This window comes from Myxosarcina sp. GI1 (assembly GCF_000756305.1).
In the GTDB taxonomy this organism is placed as follows: Bacteria; Cyanobacteriota; Cyanobacteriia; order Cyanobacteriales; family Xenococcaceae; genus Myxosarcina.
Genome location: NZ_JRFE01000028.1, coordinates 139,614 through 165,195, shown reverse-complemented (window position 1 = coordinate 165,195; position 25,582 = coordinate 139,614). Strand labels below are relative to the sequence as shown.

Here is a 25,582-nt window from a genome sequence, read left to right as displayed (position 1 = left end):
TCCGCAACGGCGATGCCCTCCAGGGCATGGCGTTTGCGCGAATGCGTTGTTCGGCGCAAGACGCAAGGGAACGCGCATCAAGACAGCGATCGCCAGCCAACTTTTTCGCGTTGCTCCCACTCGTCGTTTAGTGAAAACTTTTATCGGACAGTTGGTAGAGCGATTTCATCTTGAAAAAGTTAAGGCTAGAGATTTATGGCATTTGACTAGCCGAATCAATCAGAAGTTATTAGCTCAATCGCCTATGGTGATTCGCTATTGCCTATGGCAATGTCGGTGCGCTCCAGCGCACGTTGCTCTGTGGTTGAAACGTCACTCAAATAACCCACTGTGTTTTCAACAACTTATTTCTGATTAATTTTGAAGTTGCACACAACGGGTGTTTTTTTTCTTTAAAACCCTAAATCTGCTACAGGTATAGCACTCAGACTACCACTACCTTCAATTGCCAGAAAATCGACAATTTCAGTAGTGTGGTGAATTTCCGAATCCAAGCTTTGTTCTTCAAGAACCTGAAGTTCTACTCCCACAGACGAGATTCTGTCGCAATACAAGCCCGCAGCATCGGAACCGTCATAGGTACTGATATTAGCGGTAAACTGCGGTTGCCCTGCAAATAAGCCATCAAACTCAACAGCATAGGTGTCATGGGTAACAGCATCCTCGGTGCGGTTGGCATAGTAGGTAAAATCTCCCCATTGCCCCCAACCAGTTTCCATTGCCAGCCAGCCAACAGTTTCGGTATCGTGTGCCATACCGCGCTTGATTTCTTCTGCTTCTAAAGCCACTTCAAAACCATTGGTGCTGCTGTTGCGCTGGCGCGTCCGCACAAAGTCAGGATCGTTTTCAGTTTGTACCTGGGAAAGAATCATCGGAGTAGTAGCAAATTCCGCGCTAAAATCAACCGCGTCGAATCCCACACCTTTTTCTACCAATCCCTTGCTGCTGGTAGTGCCGACTTCTAGTAGCGTTCCATTTTCAAGCTGCCAAGTTCCCGCTTCCATCACAAAGTAGTCAATCTCTCCCTCAAAGGTAGGAAGATTACCCGCACTAGCAAGATAGTCGGGCTGCTGGAGTCGAACCTCAAAACTATTACCAGTAATATTATTTAAGCGCATCGCCACCGACTCTCGACTATCGGCAAACATTGGCTGAAGGAAGACTACAGGATTATCGTAACTATTCATCAACTCGACAGTTAAGCTGTTACCAGTAAATTCAATCCCTCCCGTTTCGCCAAAAACCTGTGGCACGACATCTGTTGCTAGTGCCTCACCCGTAATAACTCCCTCACCTTCAAGTGCCATAAAGCTGACATTTTCAGTAGTATGGCTGGTTTCGCTGTCGTAGCTGGTATCTTCCTCAATTTTTAGTTCGATACTGTTGGTCGCTAGATTGCGGTAGCGAACTCCCGCAGGATCGGGTCCGTCATAACTCGATAGAGAAGCCAAAAACTGCGGTGCGGAACTAAAGTCAGAAGTAAAATTAACAGTTCCCCAGTTATCAGTAATGCGATCGCCAGTAGTACCGATATGATAGTTATTGCCAAGCCAGTTACCGCTGCCCGTCTCGATCGCCATCCAGCCTAATTGCTCGGCAGAATGAGCGGTATTTTCTAAGGCTTCTTCCTCTTCCATCCCCATTTGAAAACCACCAACACCTACGTTGTTCTGACGGGTGCGAACGAATTCGGGGCTATTATTAGTCTGAACCTGAGTAAATACTGCGGGTGTAGCATCAAAACGACGATCGAAATTAACAGTTTCCCAATTTTTAGAAATCTGGTTTTCACTATCAAGCGTACCTGCCTCCAATAAAGTACCATCGGGTAATTCCCAGGTTCCCGCTTCGACGACAAAATAACTTACCCCTCCAGAGTAGTGAATTCCATCGAGATAGTTAGCTTCTTTTACTTGCAGGTCGAAGCTATTGCTGGTAACGTTTTGCAAACGTATTGCCGCAGGATCTGTATCGTCCGTACCCAGAGGCTTGAGAAACACAACGGGATTGGTAAAGCTATTATTTAAGACAACCGTTTGCAGTTGGTGTCCAACCCAGTCTAACTGCCCGTATTCGATAACGGCTTGAGCTTCAGTTTGGTTGCGCTCGGCAGTATTAACTACGCCAGTTTCTGTAACCTCCAAACGAGCGTCGCTAAACTCAATAAACTCGACTCCAATTAAAGTAGTATCGTTGCCAACGCGAACCTTATAACCATCTAGATAAACATTACCAGCTTCAGCCAAGGTACGACTAAATTTAACCGTGTCAACGCCGCCATTACCGTAAATAAACGCACTATCGGTTACATAAAATTCATCATCAAAATCCGTACCTGCAAGATCGAGATGTTCGATATTACTAAAAGTTACTTTATTAACGCCGTCTTTATAGATAATCTTGTCGCCCAACAGAGTAGTGTAAACTCCACTCTCGCTAAAGCCATAATCAAGCTGCAAGACATCAAACCCCAACCCACCATCAACAATATCAATGCCCCTGCCAGTTCTAATCATGTCATCACCCGCACCAGCAGCAATGACATCATCAGTAGTGTTTTCGGTATAGGCAGAATCTAAATAATCATCGCCACTACCGCTTTTTAGCTCGAAACGTTCGATATCATCAAAATTGATTGTCTCGTAGGTGCCATAACTGTAAAAATCATTTTCGGAAAACGCTAGCGATAGTTCTCCGCTTAAAGTCTCACTACCAAAGTCATAAGTATAAAGTGTAAAATCAATATTACTGGTGCGATCGCTATAGTCGAGTACAATCGTGTCAAAACCTTCTCTACCATTAATATAGGTATTGTTGTTACCAATCAGACGATCGTTATAGCTAGAACCAAAGACTTCAAAAGTTTCGATATTGCTAAAAACAATTTTGTTAGTACCATCCTGATAAACTCCACTGGTATTGCTATCTAGACTTGAAGTAACTCCACTGGGACTGAGTCTAAAATCGAGATGCAGTTCGTCATAACCTTGACCACCATCAATGGTGTCATTGCCCAAACCCGCATCGATAATATCATCTCCAGCACCAGCATCGATGTACTCGTCGGTGGTATTGTCATAACCAAAATAAATATAATCGCTGCCGCTTCCTGCTAGCAGTTTGAAAAATTCAATGTCATAAAAACTGACCATACCGTAACTTTTAACAGTTTCACGGGCAGTTGCATAGAATTCGCGATCGTAATCATCGAGGAACAGATTCATTCCCCGATCGAACTGAGAATAATTTAGGATTAAGCTATCGAAACCAGTTCCGCCATCAACAAAATCTCGCCCCGTACCTGCATAAATTTCATCGTTTCCCTCTAGGGCAATAATAAAATCATCGAGAAGAGTTTCTAATAGAATATCGTTATTTGTGGTTCCTTGAATCTGACTCATGACTAAATTATTAATGTTTGTAATCGATATACATACGAAGTTTTATATATATACTTGATAACACTAGATAATTTAATAGACATTAACTAGATAATAAATTTACAAACAACTATTTCAATACTTACTTAAAATTAAAAATATAAGTATTTATATTGATAGTTCTAGAATATTTATAGCTAAATAAAAAAACTCTTAAGTAGACCTCTTGCATGAATAATCAGAAAATGAGAAAAGTAATACAGTTAAGCGATCGCTGACAAAACCATGACCTACGAACAAATCAAAAATTTGAGAGAAAAACAATTCAAGTGTCTATGTGTAGTCAAACCGCAACTGTTTGAGGAAATAGCGAGTATCTTAAATAAGTTCTAGAGAAAAAGAATATAATCGGAAGTTAGCAAAGCACAGAATTTTCATTAGACTTGTTGTCAAACAGTAAATTGTCCTATAAAAATAAAACACTTTACATTGGCGATGGTGCTGGATTTAGTATTTTTGTCAAAGGCAAAATAAAGCGTACGCCCTGATGTGGCAAAGACTTGAATTTGGGGAATTAATTTAGCCAGTCCCCTGTTGCGCTCAAATTCATTTTTAGGTTGGCGATCGCCAGATGACTTAGACTAATTAATGAAGCTGCTTTTTTCGCTCCCTCGGTAATAATCAAGAGCACTTCAGGATTATCTACTACCCATAACCAGAAAGATATTGGGGACGAACAGCTTAGTTTGGCAATAGCGTTTGAACAGTTTGGATAATTTGTAAGTTATAAGAATTAGTTAATAGCTTAATTTATCTAGCTTGACGTATATGAAATGCTCTTAAGTTATACAAAAAATATACAAAATTATTTTAACTCAAGCAAATACGCAAACGCGATCGCAAATCATGGCAGGTGATACTAAGAATAACCAAACAAACAAACCACAAACATAAAATTAACTGTCATGATTTTAGTTACCGTTGGCACCGAAAAATTTCCTCTAAATCGTTTGATGAATTGGATCGACCAACTAATTGCACAAAATTTACTCCAACCAGAACAAGAAGAAATCATTATTCAGTATGGCTCTTGCACCATCGTACCTAACAAAGTAAAAGGTTATTCTGTATTAGACGCATGCGAATTTGAGCGTTTGGTTGACAAAGCTCGTTTAATTATCGCTCACTGTGGCGAAGGAACTATCGATTTACTTGCCAACCTTACCAAGCCTTTTATTTTAGTTCCTCGCACTAGTAAATTTCAAGAACATGTTGATGACCATCAACTAGAACTAGCAGAACAACTAGCCCAGCAAGGAATTCCTATTGCTAACTCTCCAAAAGACTTAGCAGAATTTTTAGCCTCACCTCAAGCAGCAAAAATAAATATTTCTCCAGCCCAATATTACGAGCAAGCTAGTTTTCTTTTAGAAGAAGAATTTGAAACTAGTGCTGTATTAGAAGATTTAACCAAAGAACTAATTGGCGATTTTGTTCCTGCCTTTGCTTAAGTTATCGAATTTACTTTAGCTAGCTTCAATATTTTTATTTTATATAACAGAGGTAAACTATGACTTATACAATTATTAATAGCAATTTATTAGCAACTTCCGTTAGCATTCAGAAGCAAGCTACAGAAGCAAAATCATCCCTTCATGTCTCAGTAAATTCTAAAGGTAAACGTTTATTAGATATTTGTGGAGCGATAGTAGGTTTAGGAATTACTACAATTTTATTTGTACCTATTGCTGTAGCAATAAAACTTGACAGTCCTGGTTCAATTTTGTTTAGTCAAACTCGCTGCGGATATAAAGGAAAAACATTTCGGATTTGGAAGTTCCGTTCGATGGTTACTAATGCGAGTGAATTAAAATATTTAGTAGAAAATAAAGCTACAGGAGCTTTTTTTAAAAACGAGTGCGATCCTCGCATCACTAGAGTAGGTCGTTTTTTAAGAAAAACCAGCTTAGATGAGTTTCCTCAATTTTGGAATGTTCTTAAAGGTGAGATGAGTCTGGTTGGTACTAGACCTCCTACTTGTGATGAAGTTGAATGCTATGAAGAAAATGAGATGAAACGCCTGGATGTCAAACCAGGTTTGACTGGTGAATGGCAAGTTAACGGACGTTCTAAAATCACTGATTTTGCCGAAGTATTGCATTTGGATTTGCAATATCAAAAAAATTGGAGTCTGGTTTACGACTTAAAATTGATTTTCAAAACTATTGGCGTAATTTTTAGTAAAAAAAGTGGCGCGTGTTAGTTGAAATAACAATAATTTAGCAACAATACACAAGTATTTGTTTGAACGAAAGACTAGCCAACAATCGAGGGCTAAAAAACGGTTTTTGTTTGGTTTCGATAATTATTAAAGTTCCTTTTGACTCTGGCATCAATTGCCAGAGTTTTTTGTTCGAAACCAATTTTACATAAAAACTTTTCATTCATCGTCTCTGTTAGAGTCATCTAGAGCAACACAGATCTCATACATAAGTCAAACACAATTACTTTAAGTAAAACAAATAAACAAACTCGAATTCAAACAACGTCAAATGATAATAAAAATAACAAAACAACTAAAGAGGTAATTATGACTCATACAACCACTACCAACAACTTTACACTAACGCATTTAAACAACACTTGTTTAATACGTATGCCATCTAGATTTACTTTTATAGAAAATAATAGTTTGAAGCAACTATTCGAGCAAATATCTAACTCTGGTAAACTGGTAACCAAAATGATTCTCGACCTCGGACAAACTACTTTTATTGATAGTGCTGGTTTAGTTGGTTTATGTCAAATTTTACGTCTTGCTAAAGAAAATAATATTGGCTTAACTTTTTTAAGCTTCTCTCCTCAAGTAAATATAGTTTTGTCTCTAGCAGGATTGGAATCTGTTTTTCCACTTGAAGAAACTGCTAAAGACATTGTCGAGCTTAAAAGCGAAAAGCAAACACCTATTCCTGTAACTGTTTTTGCTCACTGATAACTTTGGCAAATTGCTTATAGTGCGATCGCGTTTTTGAATTTAGCAAATTTGTTCGCGAACTTTTTTCTTTAAAAATAAAGAGTTTTATAGTCTAAACATAAATTTCAACACATACAAATTTAATTCAACTCAAACAAATAGTTAAACATAAAAACTAACAATAGTAGGTAACACTATGAACAGTTAAACCAATAACTTGTATTTTATAAATTTCGTTCTATTTTTCTGCAATCGAGGAATCAAAATATTATGGCTGGAAATGACTATCAAATAGATTTTAGTGCTGCCGATTCAACTCTTTACGATCGCCTTTTTCCCCAGCAAATATCTACTCTACCTGTTGGACGCGAAAGCGATCCTCTTAATAATGCTACAGCTATTGATAGTGTAGAGTCACTAGCACCTGCTAATCTGGCACTAGGACAAATCGTTCCTTTTGAATTTCGCATTACCGCAGATAGTGCAGGCTCTGTTTACGGCGATACTATTACCGTCACTGCTGGATGGGAAACTGCAACTACTAATGGTGGTTTATTTGGCTATGACGGTAACTTGGGTGTAATTGCTGCTTTTATCGATGCCAGCGATCCGAGTGCCAGTAATGATACAGACGCTACAGTCAGTAACTTTTCCTGGAATTTGGTTGGCACGGAAATCCAGGGAACTTTTGAAATTACCAATCTCGATCCTGGTAAAGAAATTGTATTAGAAGCTTGGGTCGTTCTGCAAGATGAAATTCCTGTAGGAACTACAGGTAACGTGCAATCGAGACTAATTGGTGCTGAGACTTCTGGTGCGATCGAATCTGGAGATAAAATAAATACTGGCAATCAAACTATCCCCTTATTAAGAGTTAAAGATTTTTTTAGCACTTCAGCAGATCTTTCTGTCGTTGTCGGTGATAGTGATGTTGTAACCGTACAAGACGATTCGGCTGAAGTTAGTATAGGCGAACAGTTTACCTATACAATTCTTGCTACTAATAACTCTGATGCAGTTGCCAATCAGGTTGTTCTTACAGATAATCTCGATCCTAATGTCAAATTTATCGCTGCTAAAATCACTGACAATGAAGGTGCAATTACTACCGTTAGCCATGATGATTCCACTTCTGGTGGTATTTTGACTGGAGATTTAGGTTTTCTTAACCCAGGAGAAGAAGTTGCTATAGAAGTTACCGTAGAAGTTCTTGACACTTCACCTACAGGAGGAATTGGCGATTTAAGCAACACTGTCACCATTACTTCGATTAACGACGATCCCAATTCTGGCAACAATACAAATATAGAATTAACTGATGTTATTGGCACAGAAAACTATTCAATAGAGAGCGAGGTTGATAATAATACTACTGCACCTGGTGTATTTACCGTTGGCGATACGGGACAAATTGAATATGACTTTCTCTATGATGGAGGATGGTTTCAGGGAGAGTTAGCAGTTTTTAGTCTGGCAGGAATGGAAGCTTACGAATATGGCTCTTTAGATTATCTCCAAGAAGCAGCAGCCAGAGCAGTTAGCAACTCAACTCAAGGAAGAATTTTAACCAGCGATCGCGATGAAGGAGCGCATTTTGATTTTGCAGTTAGCTGGGAAAAGAATTTTAACAAAGGTGATTACCAGGGAACTAAAACTTTTGCCATGAATCCTGGGGACGAAGTAGGCTTTATGCTAGTTCAGCACACTACTTTTGCCAATATTTACAGTAATCCAAATCATACTTCTCAGTGGGGCAAAAAAGTTCTGTTTTCTACCGATAGCAATCAGATAGCAGCAGTGGATAATAATGGAATTTTTGGTTATGAAGACGTTAGAGTAGACGCCGATAATCCAGACTATGACTATAACGATTTTGTTTTTCAAGTCGCTGGGTTGACGGGAAATGTTGACAGTATGGACGAGCTTGTCAATCCCACTCGCGATTGGCGTTCTACTGCAATGGGACAACAACTTCTCAATCATGCTAATGGTGAAACTTTTACCGAAGGAGTGTTTGAAGTAGGAGCGACTGGCGAGGTTATTATTGATTATCTCTATGATGGTGGTTGGTACGAATCGGAAGTCGGTATTTTTAGCCTTGAAGGGATGGATGCATACGATCTGAACTCCAATGCTTTTGCTACTGAAGCAATTAACCGCGCTCTTAGTAACTCCGAACAAGGATATGTAGTCATTCAAGATCCTCTAGAGGGAGCTAGATATAGTGATTTGTTGAAGTGGGAGAAAAACTTTAACCAAGGAGAATATTCAGGCAGACAGATCTTTCAAATGAATCCTGGTGATAAGTTTGGTTTGGTTTTAATTCCCGATACTACCCTTGAAGATGCACTTTTGGCATCAGACTGGGAAACCAAAAAACAACCATTCTTTTCTATTACTGCTGCCAATCAAGACAATACTGTTCAAATAGGAACTGTTTACGACGATGTTAACGGAGTGATTGTTGGCTGGGAAGATGTTCCACGCCTACGCGGTTCGAATCAAGACTATAACGATATAGTTTTAGCGATTGAAGGTGCAGATGCGATTGGTATTAATGCTATTGAAGATTTAATAAACAATGGTCGCAACTGGCTTGATAAACCAGTCGGTCAGGAAATTGTTAGCTATTTTGACAATTACAGCCTTGTTTAAATGTTTGCACGTTTGGCATTATCAGAATTTCTCTTATCTTTTACAATCGCCGTAACTTTGTTTTAACTCTCTTTAAATAAGAATTTTTTAGAGATCGCCATACTATTTTTAAATATACTTTTAACCTTCTTCTTTATAGAGTTGTCTGCAAGAAGAAGGTTTTTTTATGCAGTTTTAAGAGATCGCTTGCCGCTTCAATACAGATCGAGCGCATGTGGTTTAACTTATTCTCTGCAACTTATACAAAATAACTATAAAAATAATACAAGTTAAACGAATACACAAACGCGATCGCAAATAGTAGCTTGTGATACTAAAAATAACCACAGATTAAATTTTGTAAATTAAATTATTAAACTAAATGACTACTATTAATAACTATACTAACGGAATTTTTACAGTCAATTCAGATGGAAAAGTAACAGTTGACTATCTGTACGATGGTGGCTGGTATCGGGGCGAATTAGCAATCTTCAGCCTCGAAGGAATGGAAACTCTTGAGGTTGGTTCGACGGAATTTTTACAAGAAGCTGCTAACCGCGCACTTACCAATTCTGAGGCTGGTTATGTAGTTCTTAACGATAAAACAGACTTAGCACGTTTTCAAAATCTTAATGGTGGTACTGCTTACAAAGGCGCACAAAGTTTCCAAATGCGTGCAAGCGATCGCTTTGCCATGATGCTAGTCGTTAACGGTACGGTTGAGGATTTAGCGGCAAATCGTTACGTCCAAGATGTTTTCTTTTCGTTTGATACTGGCGAAAACTCCAATGGTCAAACATTCGGTCAAATTGCTGATTTAACTGGCGACGGTCATACTTTTGGTTGGGAAGATATTAATATTAGCAATACTGAGAAAGTAGACCGTGACTATAACGATATTGTAGTGCAAGTCGAAGGTGCTACTACTACCTCAGCAACCTTTGAAGATTTGATTGATGTTAATCGCGACTGGCTTGATACTGAAGTCGGACAAGAATTATTGACCTACACCAGTCGTCCTCAATTTGAAAGTGGTACTTTTATCGTCAACTCTACTGGCAGAGTTGAATTTGATTATCTCTACGATGGTGGTTGGTATCAAGGTGAATTAGCTGTCTTTAGCCTCAAAGGAATGGAGGCTTACGAATCAGGCTCGATAGAATTTCTCACCGAAGCTGCTAACCGCGCTCTCAGCAATAGCGAAAAAGGTCGTATTCTTATCAAAGATAGTAGTGAAGGCGCACTTTTTAGCGACACCGTAACTTGGGAAAAAGACTTCAATAGTGATGCCGAAGGTTATCAAGGGGTTGGCTCTTTTGAAATGGAAGCAGGAGACGAGCTAGCTTTTATGCTAGTCCAACACACGACATTCCAAGATATCTACCAGCATCCTTATAGCACCTCGCAATGGGGTAAAAAAGTTCTCTTTTCTACTGATGAAAATCAAATTGCTGCGGTAGATAATAATGGAACTCTAGCTTTTGAAGATATTGTTATCGAATCTGGTAATTCAGACTACGACTACAATGACTTTGTTTTCCAGGTAAATGGCTTAGAGAGCGACAACACTGTCAGTATGGATGATGTTGTCAATGCCAACCGCGACTGGCGCAATACAGGAACGGGAGTAAACTTGCTGACCTATGCCAATCGAACTTCTTTCAACGAAGGTGTCTTTGAAGTTGGCGAAACTGGCGAAATAACTTTTGACTATCTCTATGATGGCGGTTGGTTTCAAGGAGAATTAGCCGTCTTTAGTCTCAGCGGCATGGATATTTACGACCCAGGTTCGGATAACTTTATCGCCGAGGCAACTCGCCGTGCGTTGACTAACTCAGAGCTTGGTTATGTTTTAGCTAATGACCGCAACGAAGGTGCGAAATTTACCCAAAAAATGGCTTGGGAAAACAACTTCAATAAAGACCCCGATAGCTATCAAGGTGTCCGCAGCTTCACGATGACCCCTGGCGATAAATTTGCCTTTATGCTGGTGCAAAACACCACAGTTTGGGAAATCACCGACCCTTCTCAAGTCGGTCAATGGGGCAAGGTGCCAATTTTCTCTACTCCCGAAGCCAATCCTAAATATGCTGAAGCAGGATTGATAGTGGATGTTGACGGCAACGGTACTTATGCTTTTGAAGACGTTTTGGTTGGAGGCGATCGCGACTACAACGATTTTATTTTCCAAGTTAAAGGTGCTAAAGGTGCAGTTGCTGCGATGGATAATTACATTAATAGCGATCGCGACTGGCGCAGTACCTCCATCGGGCAAGAGTTGCTAGAGTATGCTAACAGAGCGACTTTTGATGAAGGTATTTTCCGCGTTGGCGACTCTGGAGAAGTAAAAATCAATTTTCTCTACGATGGTGGTCATTACTCTGGTGGAGAAGTCGGAATCTTTAGTCTTTCTAGTATGGACATCTATGAAGTTGGTTCTGAAGCATTTATTGCCGAAGCACTAGCTAGAGTAACCAGTAATTCTACTCAAGGATACATCATTGCTAGCGATGCTGATGAAGGAGCGAGATTTAGCGGCAATCTAAACTGGGAAAAGAACTACAATACCGATAGCAGTAACTATCGCGGTCAGCAAAGCTTCCAAATGAATCCCAATGATGATTTTGGTATGGTGTTGATTCCTGGCAGTAGTTTTGAGGAAGCCAAAACCGCACCAGATTGGGCGACTAAAAAGCAACCCCTATTTTCTATGGCTGCAGCTAACCACAACAGCCAAGTACAGATAGCAGAAGTGTTAACGGGAGCAGAAGGCACGATTATTAGCTTTGAAGATATTCGTCGCGATCTGGGTTCTAATATTGACTACAACGATTTTGTCATCGCTATCGAAGGCGTTGAAGGTATCGGCATCACCGAAATTGAAGATGTTATGGCTAGCAATCGCAATTGGTTAGAAACTACAGTTGGTAATGATGTCTTTAACTATTCTTTTGATGATGTTTTAGGTGTTTAATTACAGCAATTTTTGGCTCGGTTCTTAATTATTAGTTTTTTGGTTCCTTTTTAGATCTACGATCGCGAATTTTAAAATAACATTCGCGATCGCTTTTTTGGGAAATTATCTTATACACAAATAAAACAAAATTCAAGTGTTTGCAAACGTGTTTACAAACAGCGTAGTCATATTATTTGAAAAGCTACATTTATTATTGTTTGTATTTTTCCCTATTTATCAAATGAATACCATTAATTCTCAATTTCAAATAATAGGAACAAAAATATACGATCCTACTGGACAAGAGTTTATTATCAAGGGAGCGAATATGTTCGCTTGGGAAGGAATTGATAATCTCAATAATTATCTCAACACTTGGGGATTTAATACGATTAGAGTCCCTAGTTACTTATTGGGTAGTTATGACCAACCCCATCCCGAAGACGATGCCTATGGAACTAGCCATCAAATTGTCGATGCCTATACCAGTCAAGGGTCGGTAGTTATTTTTGATGCTCACGATCGCATCGGTGGCTATTACGAAGATAGTGAATGGGAAATTCTTAAAGACTACTGGCGCGATATGGCGCAAGAATTTAAGGATAATTCTTATGTTTGGTTTAACTTACATAACGAGCCTGGTAATGCGACAGCGAGTCCCGAACAATGGGTTAGCTATCACCGAGAACTCATCGATCTCATTCGTGCTGAAGGGGCAAATAATTTAATTGTTATCGACGGAGAAGCCTGGGGACAGGACTATCACACTCAGACCATCCTCAACCATGCCAGCGAAATTATGGCGGGTAATGAAAATATTCTCTTTTCTATTCATGTTTACGACCAGTGGAATAGTAACGATATTGCAGCCTATTTTGATGCTCTCCACAGTCAAAATATCCCCTTTATCGTGGGAGAATATGGTTCGGAAAATGTCGGACAAAGCACTTTAGCTGCATCTCAGCAAATGCTACAGGCAGCACAAGAGGGAGAAGTCGGAAGAATCGTCTGGACAGCTAAAGGAGATGACAATAACGACCTCACGACGGAAACTGGAGGACACGCAGAATATTTTGATGGGACAAACCCTGAAATTTTGACCGATTTAGGCGAACTAGTTTGGAACGATCTGCAAAGATCTGAAGATTTAGAACAGTTAGATGGCTACACTGAGAACGTTAATAACTACACTTTTACCGACGGAGTATTTGAAGTAGACTCCTCTGGTCAAATTCAGTTTGAATTTCTGTTTGATGGAGGGGGGTTTCAAGGAGAACTGGCAGCCTTCAGCCTCGAAGGTATGGAAACTTACACTCCTGGTTCTCTGGAGTTTATCCAGGAAGCAGCCACTCGCGCTCTTACTAACTCCCAACAAGGACATATCTTGCTTCGCGATCGCACCGAAGGAGCGCGTTTTAGTAGTTCCCTACCCTGGGAAAGTAATTTTAATCATGGTGAGTATCTCGGTCAAAAAGATTTCAATTTGACTCCAGGAACTCGTTTGGCGTTGATGCTCATTCAAGATACCACTGTCCAGGAAATTGCTAACAATCCTAATAGTATTTGGCAAGATGGTAAGCTGCCGCTTTTCTCCATTCCAGAAGCAAACTTTGGCACAGCAGAAGGACAGATAGTTGCAGTGGATGATAATGGAACCTTTGCCTTTGAAGATGCCAGAGTCGATTGGAATCAAAGCGATCGAGACTATAACGATATTGTGTTTCAACTTCAAGGAGTCGATCGCGTCGTCCCAAATATGAATGAATTAGTTAATACTCAAAGAGACTGGCGGACAACTCAAGTAGGACAAAATATTCTAGATTATGCCGCTAATACCGATAGTAATTCTGGCATTTTTACAGTCGATTCTACTGGGCAAATTCAGTTTGACTTCCTCTTTGATGGAGGCTGGTTTCAAGGAGAACTGGCAGTATTTAGTCTAGAGGGGATGGAGGCTTATGTTCCTGGTACGGAAGCCTTTATTCAAGAAGCAGCCACTCGCGCTCTTACTAGCTCCGATCGAGGACATATTCTATTGCGCGATCGCATTGAGGGAGGGCGTTTTAGTAGTGCGCTCCCTTGGGAAAAAGACTTTAATGCTGGAGATCATCTCGGACAAAAAGGATTTGCAATGACTCCAGGCGATCGCTTTGCCTTTATGCTCGTTCAGCATACTACTGTCCAAGAAATTGCTGACAACCCCAATAGTATTTGGCAATGGGGTAAACTGCCTCTCTTCTCTATTCCTAAAGCTAATCCCAATGGTAGTGGAGAAGGACAAATAGTGACTGTCGATAGCTATGGCACGTTTGCTTTTGAAGATATGCGCGTCGATCTGGGAAATGCAGATGGTGACTACAATGACGTTGTCTTTCAAATCAAAGGAGCAGAGGGGTTTGCTGCCTCGATGGATGAATGGGTTAATACACAAAGAGACTGGCGCACAACAGCCGTCGGGCAAGAATTATTAACCTATACTGCCAGTAGTTCTTTCAATAACAATACTCAACTTTCTTCTACTTCTAGTCAGACTCTACAAACCAGCAATCTAACTAACTCTTCAGTAAGTTCTATTGATTCGACCTCAACTACTCAAGAAGATCTGGAGTTATCAACTACAACAGAGAGTAATACTATTCAAGGCGGAGATGAAAACGATACTTTCAGAGGAAGCAAAGAAAGCGACGTTTTATTCGGTGGATCGGGAGATGATACCTTAATTGGCAGAGGCAACGACGATTTGCTCTTTGGTGAAGAAGATAACGACTTTCTCGCTGGCGATGCTGGAAATGACGTTTTGTTCGGTGGTTCGGGTAACGACACTTTAGAAGGTGGTAAAGGTAGCGATCTTTTTGTTTTAGCTAACGATGGAGGAGTCGATACAGTTGAAGACTTTGAAGGTGGTCAGGATATTATTCAATTGTGGGGCAACTTAAAGTTTGAAGATTTAACCATCATTCAAGGAACTGGAACCAATAGTAATGATGTCATGATTAGTATTGCTAACAACCAGTTATTAATAGGCATCATCAAGAATATAGAAAGCTCTGAACTATCAGCTATAGACTTTATTTAGGCTATACCTCAATTTCTTTTCTCAAACTTCAAAAGCTTCAATGCTTCTCTAATAGTGAAAGGATTAGAGCTTTTTTGATGGATTTAAAATCTCTTAGCTTAGCGTAGGCATATTTTTAAGGGGGCTGCGATCGCAACAATAGCAAAGCAATCGATAACGATACAGGTAAACTTTTTATTGTCAAAAAACAAAATAGATAGTTTTTTATTTCGTAGAAATTATCTTATACGCAAATCAAACAAACTTTATCTGTTTATAGACGTTTTAACAAGCGCGATCGCAAACATCACAAAAATACTATTAATAATAGTTGTCATGTTTATATATTTCAAAGTGAATTTTATATGAGTGCTGTTAATTCACAATTTAAAGTCATCGACACCCAGATTTACGAACCCGATGGAAAAGAATTTATCGTTAAGGGAATTAATATGTTTACCTGGGAAGGAATTGCCCAGGTAGACTCTTTGATTAATGACTGGGGTTTCAATACTGTTAGAGTTCCCAATTATTTATTAGGAAACTACGGGCAACCCCATCCTGCCGAAAATAACTATGGAACCAACCATCAAATCGTCGATGCGTTTACCAGTCAAGGTGCAGTAGTAATATTTGACGCTCACGATCGCATTGGTGGCTATTATGAAGATAGCGAATAGGAAATTCTCAAAGCTTACTGGCGCGATATGGCACAGGAGTTTAAAGACAATCCCAACGTATGGTTCAACCTCCATAACGAACCTGGTAACGCTACAGCTAACCCCGAAAAGTGGGTGAGTTACCATCGTGAATTAATTGATATCATTCGTGCTGAAGGTGCAGATAACCTCATCGTCGTTGATGGTGAAGCCTGGGGACAAGATTTTCATACCCAAACTATTGCCACTCACGCTCAAGAGATTTTGGACAAAAATGACAATATTGTCTTTTCGATTCACGCTTACGAACAGTGGAACGATAAAGATATCGCCAGCTATCTAGATGAACTATACGTTCGCGATATTCCCGTTATTATCGGTGAATATGGTGCCGAGAATGAAGGACAAAGTACTTTAGCTGCTACGACGCAAACTATTGCTGCCACCCAGGAACGAGAAATCGGACGCATTGTTTGGGAGGCTAATTTAACTTCGGGCGATACTCATGACTTTGATGGTACGAATACAGAAGTTTTAAGCGAACTTGGGGCAATAGTCTGGGACGATTTACAAAGAGCAGAAGATTTAGAATGTTCGCATTGTCACACCCATGAATCCAAAAAAAATAATTATCAATATACTTCAGGATTTTTTAAAGTCGATAAGACAGGACAGGTAGATTACGAATTTCTGTTTGATGGCGGTTGGTTTCAAGGTGAATTGGCAGTCTTTAACTTAGAAGGTATGGAAGCTTACGAACCAGGTTCGATTGAATTTATTCAAGAAGCTGCCATACGCGCTCAGAGTAATTCAAACTTGGGTTATGTTCTGATTGAGGATAAAACCGAACAGGCTTTATTTGGTCAAACTTTGTCTTGGGAAAAAGACTTCAATCAGGGAAACTATGACGGAGTCGGTTCTTTCACCATGAACAGAAGTGATAAATTTGCTCTGATGCTGACTCAAAATAACACCGTAGCCGATATTGCCCAAGATCCCAATCAAATTTGGCAGTGGGGTAAACTACCAATTTTTTCGATCCCCGAAGCCAACCCAGGCGGAGATTTAACCAGAAAAGAAGCCAAACAAACGGGACAAATCGTAGCCGTAGACGATAACGGTACTTACGCTATGGAAGATGTCCGCATCGACTGGCAACAGTCAGATTTTGACTACAACGACGTGGTTTTTAAATTGACAGGAGCAACGGGTACTACCCCTGCTATTGATGTCGCCCAAAACTCCGAACGTCGCTGGCAAAACACTACAGCAGGGCAAAAACTGCTGCAATATGCTGATGGAACTTTATATGAAGGCGTGTTTGCCGTTAATGATTCTGGTATGGTTGACGTTGACTTTCTCTACGATGGCGGTGTCTACGAAGGAGAAATCGGTATTTTTAGCCTGTCGGGATTGGCAAATTTAGACGTGACTTCGGTTGAGTTTAGAAAAGAAGCGATTAGAAGAACTTTGACTAACTCAGAACAGGGATATGTATTCTTGAAAGATTCTACCGACACTGCCAAGTTTACCGATGCGATCAAAGCAGAGTGGCAACAGGATTTACTAACAGGTGAATATAAAGGAGTTCAAACTCTGGCAATGAACCCAGGGGATCTCGTCGGTTTGGTATTGAATCCTAAAGGTAGCTTAGACGAATTGCTCGATACTTCCTGGAGTAACAATTTACGTCCGATGTTTTCTATGGCAGCAGCCAATTTTAATCGAGTTCAAGTAGCAGCAATTACTGACTCAGCTACTAATACTGTCCTGGGTTGGGAAGATATCCAGCTAAATTTGGGTGCAGATTCGGACTATAACGACATTGTTATTGGCTTAGATGGCGTAAACTCTGTTAGTATGCCCGATTTTTCTGACTATGCCAACGATAGTTCAAACTGGCTCAAAACCTCTATAGGACGAGACATCGTAAATTATTTTTAACGGAGCATTCAAACACATCAAACAAAGTTTCACTTTCAAAAGCTTAAATAACATAACTTTCAGCCAGCGGCTCATCATCTGACGAGTCGCTTTTGATTATATAGTCATTCCAATTAATTTCCTTATGGTAGATATGTATTAGCAGTAGCTTTAACTACTACTCGCTACTCGCTACTTGAAGTGGGTAAAATTAATTAGAAAATAATTTGAGAAAAAACAACGAATACCAATACATTATCTCAATTATTTAACCAAAAATTTATAAAGCATAGATTTTTGCACTAATTACTTTAACTATAATTTAAATTATTTTTAGTAAAAATTCTGATGCATTTATTGTCAAAAAAAATATTATCGATAACAAATAAAAACAAAAAAAATTAAATGAATCTATTGAAAATTATATTATTGGCTACTGCTACTAGTACTCGACCAATTTAATTTTGACAGGTAAGTTGAGGATATAATCGCTTTAGTTTTACTCGTGCATCAAAGCTTGTAAAACGCCAGTTAACAGTTGCTCGTTGTTGGTTTCTTTCTTGAACCCATGCCCTAGTCTCCTGCTTCATCATCTCAATGTCAGGAATACGTCGATTCAAACATTGACGGGAAACAACAGAAAATTCAATTTCGACCATATTTAACCCTAAAGGGTTCAGCAGTCGCTCATGGAGGAAACCCCCAAGACCGCGCTGCTTCACCAGCTACCATGTTTGGGAGTGTAATGAAATTCGAGTCGGTCTAAAATTCTTTTTGCTTCTTTAGGAGAAAAAGCTTTATAAAGTGATGCGGGAGTATGAGTGTTAAGATTATCTAAAACTACTTTGACCTTAGTTGCCTTGGGAAAATATTCGTCTACCAAATCCTTCATACAATGGGCAAAATCAATTGCCGTTCTTTGGCTGGTTACTTTAATATGCCTCCATCCAGCCCAGGGTTGAAAAAAAGCAAACAGGTTACAAGTTCCTTCTCGTTTATATTCGTAATCGTAGCGTTCTAGCTGTCTTGGTTGGCTAGGAAGAGGAACTCGTTTTTCACTCAGTAATTGGGCAGCGCGTACGCGCAGATCGTCGTCTAGCGACGACTGGGAAGCTTTGCTTCCGCGTCGTTCGTCAAAACAGACTTGAGGATAACAGGGGTCATAGGGTTGGCTATACAAATCTAAGACATCTTCCATTTTCCAGACAAATTCTGCGCTCATGGTGGGAATACACCATTGTTCCTTTAACCAAGGTCGGGACGCAAGCTTGAGGCAACCTCAAGCTGTGCGCCGTCCGACTGCATTCCGCAGCTTGATTTGGTTTTTTTAAGAGTTCTACGCACTGTCTCATCACTAATACTTTCGACTAAGTTCAATGCGACTAAACGGTCTGCCAGTAGCTGCATTGTCCAACGCTTTCTGCCTTCAGGCGCATCACTACAAGCCGTTGCCACCAAAAACGCTTCTGTTTTGCCATCTAGTTTGGCTTTACTGCCTTGACGGGGACGTTCTGTTAACGCTTTTTCCACTCCCTCTTCTACGCACCTTTGTCTGATTCGATGAACTGTTGATTCTCCCACTTTCAACATAGTAGCAATCATCTCGTCTGGATGTCCTTCATCTGCCAGCAGCAGAATTTGGGCTCTTTTGACAATTCTTCCTGTCGTTTTACCTTTTGAGGTGATGTTCCAGAGTGAAGAACGTTCTTCATCAGATAGATTTACGATGTATTTGACTGCCATGATTTGCGAGAAGTATTTAAGTATTTAAGTTAAGCTTCTCAAATCTTTAGTTACCTGTCAAAACCATTGTGGTGAACTACTAGCTTAATTGCAAGTAACGCTGCACAAGCATTTACGGTCACTGTCGAAGAACCAACGGTTCAAAGTAAAACCATAAGCGAACAATTGTTCGTGGTTGATTTTAACGATCTGACAATTGATAGTACAGATTCTTTTAGTAAACAAGATAGTGAAAATTCAAGTATTTACAGTTATGATGGCGATCTAATTATTAAAAATACAACTATATTTGGCGGTGCTGATAATTCTTATTTTATCGAACCAAAAATTTATGATAGCTCAAGCTTTAACATTAGTGCAGACCGAAAGCAAAAATATTTTGGACTTTGGTGGTCAGCAGGAGATAGTTCTAATGTAATTACCTTTTACAATGACGAAGAAATTGTTGCTGTCTTTAATACTCAAAATGTTATTAATACTTTGGCAGAGCTATCTAATAAAGAGGATTATTATTGTAATCCGACCTCTTTATTTAATGGAGAAGTTTGTCATGAGCCTTATGCTTTTATAAACTTCTTTTTTGAAAATGGAGAAGTCTACAACAAAATTACTATTGAAACCAATGTTTCTAATGGCAATTTTGAATCCGATAATCATACTTTTTCTATAAAAGAACAAGATATTACTGGTGTAACAGTAGTTTCTATGCCACTTATATATGTTGATTAATATTTGGCATTAAATAGCTAAAACGAAAGAAAAGTTTGACAATAAAACTAATTTATATATTTATAATCGCTCGTCATAATCAAGTTCGGAAAATGTTATCTCAAAACTCGTTCCTTTGGTTCTATTTAACTTAAGCGTGCCTTCTAGTTGTTCGGTGAGGGTGCAAACTAATTGCAACCAAAGAGAATCGGTTGCCCGAAAATCCAAATCTTTGGGAAAACCAATTCCATCATCTGTGACCGTTAAAGTAATTTGATGTTGGGTTACTTTTTTTAAAGTTAGCAATATATTACCTTTTTGGTGATTTGGAAAGGCGTGTTCTAAAGCATTAGCTACTAATTCATTAATAATTAGACCGCAAGGATTAGCCGTTTCTATATTGAGATAAATATCGTCAATATCGAGGGAAATTTTTATTCCTTTTGTGCTGGTATCGTAAGAATAGGATAACTTGTCAACTAAAGCGACAATATAGTTATTAAAATTAAGCTGCTTGAGATCGGATGAATTGTATAGCTGTTCGTGAATCAAAGCCATAGATTCAATTTTGTGTTTGCTATTGTCAAACATTTTTAAAATCTCTGGATCTTCAATGTAGTCAGTTTGAAAATCTAAAAGATTGGAAACTACCAGCAAATTATTCTTTACTCGATGATGAATTTCTTTTAGTAAAAGTTCTTTTTCTTGTAGTGAATTTCTTACTTTAGCTTCTGCTTTTTTTCGTTCGGCGATCGTATGCTGTAAATTTTGATTGATGAGTTTTAAGTCAATAGTTCTGCTCTCGACAATAGTTTCTAATCTGCCGTTTAGCATTTTAAGATTTTTCTGAGCTTCGATTCGCTCTTTAATTTCTCCTTGTAAGCGATTGTTGATTGCAGATAATTTTTTTTCTGCGGTTTTTCGCTGTTCGATTTCTATTTGAAGAATTTTGTTTTGTCGGGCTAAAGTATTGGTCATATAACGTAATTCTAAATGAAGCTTGATTCTGGCAAATACCTCCTCTGGTTGGATGGGTTTGGTGACATAATCTACAGCTCCAAACTTAAATCCTTTAACCTTATCTTCCGTACTAGACAAAGCCGTCATAAAAATTACGGGAATATCTTTGGTTTCTGAATCGGACTTAAGCCGACGACAGGTTTCATAGCCATCAATACCAGGCATTAGTACGTCAAGCAAAATAATACTCGGTTTGGCATATTTAGCCCGTTTTAAGCTACTTTCTCCATCTTGAGACACCAAAATTGTCAATCCTGAAGTTTCTAAATAATTTACAATTACTGCTAAATTAGTAGGATTATCATCAACAATCAAAATGTTGTGATCTTTTAGATCGAATTGAAAGTTGAAGCTACCAGTAGTTATAAAAGTTTTAGTTTTAGACATTAAATCAAGTTAAATTAAATTTATAAATGATATTTTTTTCTAATTAATATTCATCTTGTTTATTGATGAAGATATTGTTCGACTAAACTGACGATTGCCTTCTCTTCAAAATTCTGACTCAAGTTTTTGAGTTTGTCGGCAAAAGGCTTGTATTTGATATCTAATTCTTCTAAAGAAACTGCCCATTGACGAATTTTTTTCATGCTGCCAAGCATTGCTAATTCATACAAAAATTCAAGATCTTCAACTGGTGGAACGATTGAATCTACAGATTTGGGAACGCTATCTGGTTCGGGTGCGATCGCAACTGCTTCTAGCTCGTCTCGATAAATCCATGACAGTTGCAAATACTTTTGTAACAAAGCTAATAGCTTGCTTTCATCAATCGGTTTTGCTAACAAAGCATCACAACCAGCAATCCGCTTTTGTTCTCGCTCTGGTTCCAGGTCACTGTTAGAAATAGCAATAATTGGTGTTTGCTCGAAGTAAGGAATTTGTCTGAGTTCCTGCACCGCTTCAAATCCAGTTTTGAGCGGTAAAATTAAATCGGTCAAAATTAGATCGGGTTTGATTTTTTTAGCAAGCCCAATTTCTTGCTGTCCATTTTCAGCGGTAAACACTTCAAAACCTAGAGGTTCGAGCAGATTTATTAACAACAAGCGATTTTCTGCTCGATTGTCTACTATTAAAAGTCGGCGTTTTTTACCTTGATATCCAACTATAGAGTTAACTTCAATTGGCTTCTCTGTTTTTGAAATGCCTGTTTTGAGGGTTGGCAGAGTTAGATCGAACCAGAAAGTAGAACCCATACCCAGGCAGCTGGTAACTTTCAACTTACTATTCATTGAATGTAATAACTGTTGGGCAATAGTCAGTCCGATACCCGTTCCAGCAGCTTTGTTATGAATATCTCCTAGCTGTTCGAAAGGTTGAAATATTTTAGTCAGGAGATCGCTACCGATCCCAACACCAGTGTCGATCGCTTCAAAACGAAGGGTAATATAATCTTGTAAGTTAACTTCGCTATTAGAAGGTGTCGGCAAGAATTCACAATAGTCGATGACCACAATTCTGAAAGTTATTCGTCCCAGGTCGGTAAACTTGATGGCATTATTAAATAACTCAAGTAAAACTTGCTTGAGTCTTTGGCGATCTACTTCAATACCATAAGGTAAGTCACGTGGAATTTCTGTAGTAAAGGTCAGACCTTTTACCGTGATGCGCGATCGCAATGTATTGCAAATATCAGTCAGAAAAGCGACAAGATCGATCCGTGTGGGATAGAGCTTAACAGGAGCAGTTTCAATGCGCGAAAATTCGAGAATATCTTCAATTAAACCTAACAAATGACTACCACTAGTTTCGATAGTATTTAAGTTTTTTTGACAATCGACAGTCGAAACACTATTACCGCTAGACATGGCTTTCAAATGGCTTTTCAACAGGCGAGTCGAGCCGAGAATACCATTGAGAGGAGTGCGTAATTCATGGCTCATATTAGATAGAAAATGACTTTTGGTACGACTGGCAATTTCTGCTGTTTGTTTGGCTGCGGCTAGTTCTAGCTCTGTCTGTTTGCGATCGCTAATGTCGGTAATCATTGCCAAAATACCTGTAGACTGGAAGCTACTATCAAAGATCGAACTAAAAGAAGCTAATGTCCAAAGCTTAGAACCATCTTGGCAACGAAATTGGAGGTCGTAATTTTTGGTCATGCCCAATTCCAGATTGGTAAGTGTTTTCTCGATCTTTTGCTGTTTATCCATAAAATTAAACAGCGATCGCCTGATGAGTTCATCTTTGCCATAGCCCAACATTTGGGAAACTTTAGAATTGGCAAAGCGAATCTGACCATTGCTATCTAATAGCAAAATACCTTCATTAGCAGTTTCTACAATCGCTCGATAGCGTTCTTCGCTTTCTTTTAGTGCCTTTTCTACCTGCTGGCGTTTGGTTTCGCTGCGATAAGCTTCAATAATATTGCTACAGGTAGCTAAAAAAGGTTCTAGATATTCTACTAACTCAGTATCGTAACCATGAGGGCGATTGGCAATTCCCACCATTCCTAACAGGCGATCGCGACTGTAAAATGGCAACCCCAAAAAAGCATTTAGTGGTGGATATCCGTCAGGTAATCCTCCCCGTCTGGGATCGGTACTAGGACTGTTAGCAATTACGGGTTTGCCAGTAACCATAACTTGTCCAAACAGAGTTTTGAGATTGTGAAATTCCATTCCCTGCGGTGCGTGTTCGTCATAAAATTTGCGCGTTTCTTCGTTCCAGGCAATATTAGTAATGGCGTGACTTTTAAGATATGGTTTGCCTCGCACTTTCATATATGCCTCTATGCAAGGCTCTTGTGTTTCCGTATATAAAATCTCACCGATGAAGCCGTATTCACTATTGGTAATTTGCAAGAGATTTTCTAGCAGCCCATCAAATAAAATTTTTGGCTCGGCATCTTTGATAAATCTTGTTTGAGCCTGGCTGATTCCTGTAAGTAAATTATTGCTTTGAAGTAACAGTTGTTCGGTTTGCTTACGGGCAGTAATATTGGTAACTGTGCCTTCATAATAAATTTCCGAGTTATTGCGATCGCTAAGCCAATGGATATTAATAGAAGTCCAAATTTTGCTGCCGTCAGCGCGATAAACCTGGCACTCAAAATTAGTAACGGTTCGATCTTTTTTCACTGCTGCGATTAATTTGCGCCAATCTTCGGGATTGACAAAAAGTTGGGTTTCGACGTTTTTAATTTCTGAAAGTAGCTGTTGGGGAGAATCATAGCCATATATATTAGCTAAGGCATTATTTGCGTTTAAATATTTGCCCTCTTGGGTACAAATAAAAATTCCCTCAGCTACATTATCAACAATACGGCGATATCTTACTGCTACTTTTCGGTAATCTCTCGCGCTTCGCTCCGCTATACTCTCTTGAGTCCGTAATTTATTCCTGACTTTAAGCATTTCTTGCAAATAGAAAGCCAAAATCGCTGTCAGTAATATGCCACTACTTAAAACTAATATAGGTCTGAACGTCATACGTTCTTGGAAGTATCCAGAAGCAGGAATAATAGTTATTGAGAGACGACGATTGGCGGAATCGAATAGAAACTGCTGCTGTAAGGAGCGATAAGAAGCAATATTTTTAGTTGCTTCTAGCTTTAGAGAAGAATCAGAAGTGTAAAACAACCTATTTTCTAGGGGAGCAGATTCGTCAGCTACTACAAGGTCGATATCGGTAGCTTGAAGATCGTACCTGGCAAGATCTGCAATAACCCCCAATCTAAACACTCCAACAACAAAACCTTCAAGATTCTGACGGCGTTCGGCAACTGTATCGGTAGAGCCGTGATTGTAATAAACTGGCAAGAAAACTAAAAAACCTTTCTGGAGTACACCGTTTTCTCGCTTCAGGATAATCGGTGCAGTAGCGATTGCCCTACCTGTATCTCTAGCTACATACATCGCTTCCATCAAAGACGGTTGAGAAGCCAGGTCAAAACCCAGTCCCGACTTATCGTCTTTTTTGGAATTAACATAATAGACAGGAAAATATTCCGCTCTCGATTTGGCTCTAATTATTCGCTGGCTGCGATCGCGTTCGGTAATTTCAAACTGGGTTAAGCCATCGAGTCTGGCGGCTCGTTCGTAGGTTTCTCTCTCTTTTTGAGTTACACGAGGTGTCCATTTCAAAGCTTCGATTTCGGGATTATCTATTATGTAATTGTGGACAAACTGATGAAATTCTTGTCTAGTCACTTTATCTGAGGCATGATAAAAATTGACTATCGACTGCAAATTTTGTAAATTTTGCTCTAGTTTATTATTAATTGCAGCAGCAACATTCGCTCCCTGATGCTCGAATTGATAAGTAATTTTTGTTTGTTCGAAATGCCAAACAATAAAAGATGCGATCGCGCTACAGGAAATCCCCGTAATAAAAGTTAAAGTTACGGCAGTAGAGAAAGCTTTATCAATTTTAGTGATTCTAAATAGTTTTGCTTGCCAACGTTTCATCGAGTTTTTTTCAGTTTGGAATCTTAATTTAATCTTTAAAAATAGAGTAGTTATAGCAGTCAAAGTAAAAAATAAAACACTTTGAAATCATGCTAACCATTGTATTTTGCCTTTTGAA

At 39.1% G+C, this 25,582-nt stretch carries 10 protein-coding genes and 5 pseudogenes; 10 read left to right on the top strand and 5 right to left on the bottom strand.

The genetic code is table 11. The annotated features are described in order from the left end of the window. A pseudogene (locus KV40_RS35825) lies at positions 1-358 on the top strand (hypothetical protein); the annotation flags it as partial. Positions 359-392: 34 nt separating this feature from the next. Here KV40_RS35825 and KV40_RS32445 read toward each other — a convergent pair. Both KV40_RS32445 and KV40_RS34270 read right to left on the bottom strand, forming a co-directional pair. Next, positions 393-3,401: a calcium-binding protein gene (locus KV40_RS32445; protein WP_052055847.1), complete on the bottom strand. Its 3,009-nt coding sequence runs from the start codon at positions 3,399-3,401 to the stop codon at positions 393-395. Between the two features lie 428 nt (positions 3,402-3,829). Then, positions 3,830-4,071, bottom strand: a pseudogene (locus tag KV40_RS34270) (DUF3854 domain-containing protein). Positions 4,072-4,345: 274 nt separating this feature from the next. On the opposite strand from KV40_RS34270, the gene KV40_RS22695 reads away from it, so the two are divergent. From KV40_RS22695 to KV40_RS36785, 8 genes and pseudogenes are all read left to right on the top strand, one after another. Next, a complete protein-coding gene (locus KV40_RS22695) occupies positions 4,346-4,891 on the top strand; it encodes a glycosyltransferase (protein WP_052055846.1) in 546 nt (181 codons plus the stop codon). A 143-nt stretch (positions 4,892-5,034) separates the two neighbouring features. Then, positions 5,035-5,643 (top strand): annotated as a pseudogene (locus KV40_RS22690) (sugar transferase); the annotation flags it as partial. Positions 5,644-5,970: 327 nt separating this feature from the next. Then, entirely contained in the window at positions 5,971-6,372 is a 402-nt protein-coding gene (locus tag KV40_RS22685; RefSeq protein WP_072013872.1) for an STAS domain-containing protein, read from the top strand. A 252-nt stretch (positions 6,373-6,624) separates the two neighbouring features. Beyond that, positions 6,625-9,009, top strand: a complete 2,385-nt coding sequence (locus KV40_RS32440) for a DUF4114 domain-containing protein (protein WP_052055845.1) — start codon at positions 6,625-6,627, stop codon at positions 9,007-9,009. Positions 9,010-9,370: 361 nt separating this feature from the next. After that, on the top strand, positions 9,371-11,965 hold the full coding sequence (locus KV40_RS22675) for a DUF4114 domain-containing protein (protein WP_036486233.1): 2,595 nt from the start codon (positions 9,371-9,373) through the stop codon (positions 11,963-11,965). Between the two features lie 223 nt (positions 11,966-12,188). Beyond that, positions 12,189-15,023: a cellulase family glycosylhydrolase gene (locus KV40_RS32435; RefSeq protein ID WP_052055844.1), complete on the top strand. Its 2,835-nt coding sequence runs from the start codon at positions 12,189-12,191 to the stop codon at positions 15,021-15,023. Positions 15,024-15,367: 344 nt separating this feature from the next. Next, positions 15,368-16,135: pseudogene (locus KV40_RS36790) on the top strand (glycoside hydrolase family 5 protein); the annotation flags it as partial. A gap of 270 nt (positions 16,136-16,405) precedes the next feature. Continuing rightward, positions 16,406-17,605 (top strand): DUF4114 domain-containing protein, encoded by a 1,200-nt coding sequence (locus KV40_RS36785; RefSeq protein ID WP_371260815.1) that lies wholly within the window; start codon positions 16,406-16,408, stop codon positions 17,603-17,605. A gap of 437 nt (positions 17,606-18,042) precedes the next feature. Here the strand turns inward: KV40_RS36785 and KV40_RS34265 are convergent. After that, positions 18,043-19,327, bottom strand: a pseudogene (locus KV40_RS34265) (IS630 family transposase). A 171-nt stretch (positions 19,328-19,498) separates the two neighbouring features. On the opposite strand from KV40_RS34265, the gene KV40_RS22645 reads away from it, so the two are divergent. Continuing rightward, positions 19,499-20,056 carry a hypothetical protein gene (locus tag KV40_RS22645; RefSeq protein ID WP_036486230.1) on the top strand — a complete coding sequence of 186 codons (558 nt, stop codon included), beginning with the start codon at positions 19,499-19,501 and terminating at the stop codon, positions 20,054-20,056. Between the two features lie 60 nt (positions 20,057-20,116). Here the strand turns inward: KV40_RS22645 and KV40_RS22640 are convergent, their stop codons facing one another. Both KV40_RS22640 and KV40_RS32420 read right to left on the bottom strand, forming a co-directional pair. Further along, positions 20,117-21,442: a response regulator gene (locus KV40_RS22640; protein WP_036486228.1), complete on the bottom strand. Its 1,326-nt coding sequence runs from the start codon at positions 21,440-21,442 to the stop codon at positions 20,117-20,119. Between the two features lie 59 nt (positions 21,443-21,501). Continuing rightward, positions 21,502-25,464 (bottom strand): CHASE domain-containing protein, encoded by a 3,963-nt coding sequence (locus tag KV40_RS32420; RefSeq protein WP_052055841.1) that lies wholly within the window; start codon positions 25,462-25,464, stop codon positions 21,502-21,504. Positions 25,465-25,582 lie beyond the last annotated feature (118 nt).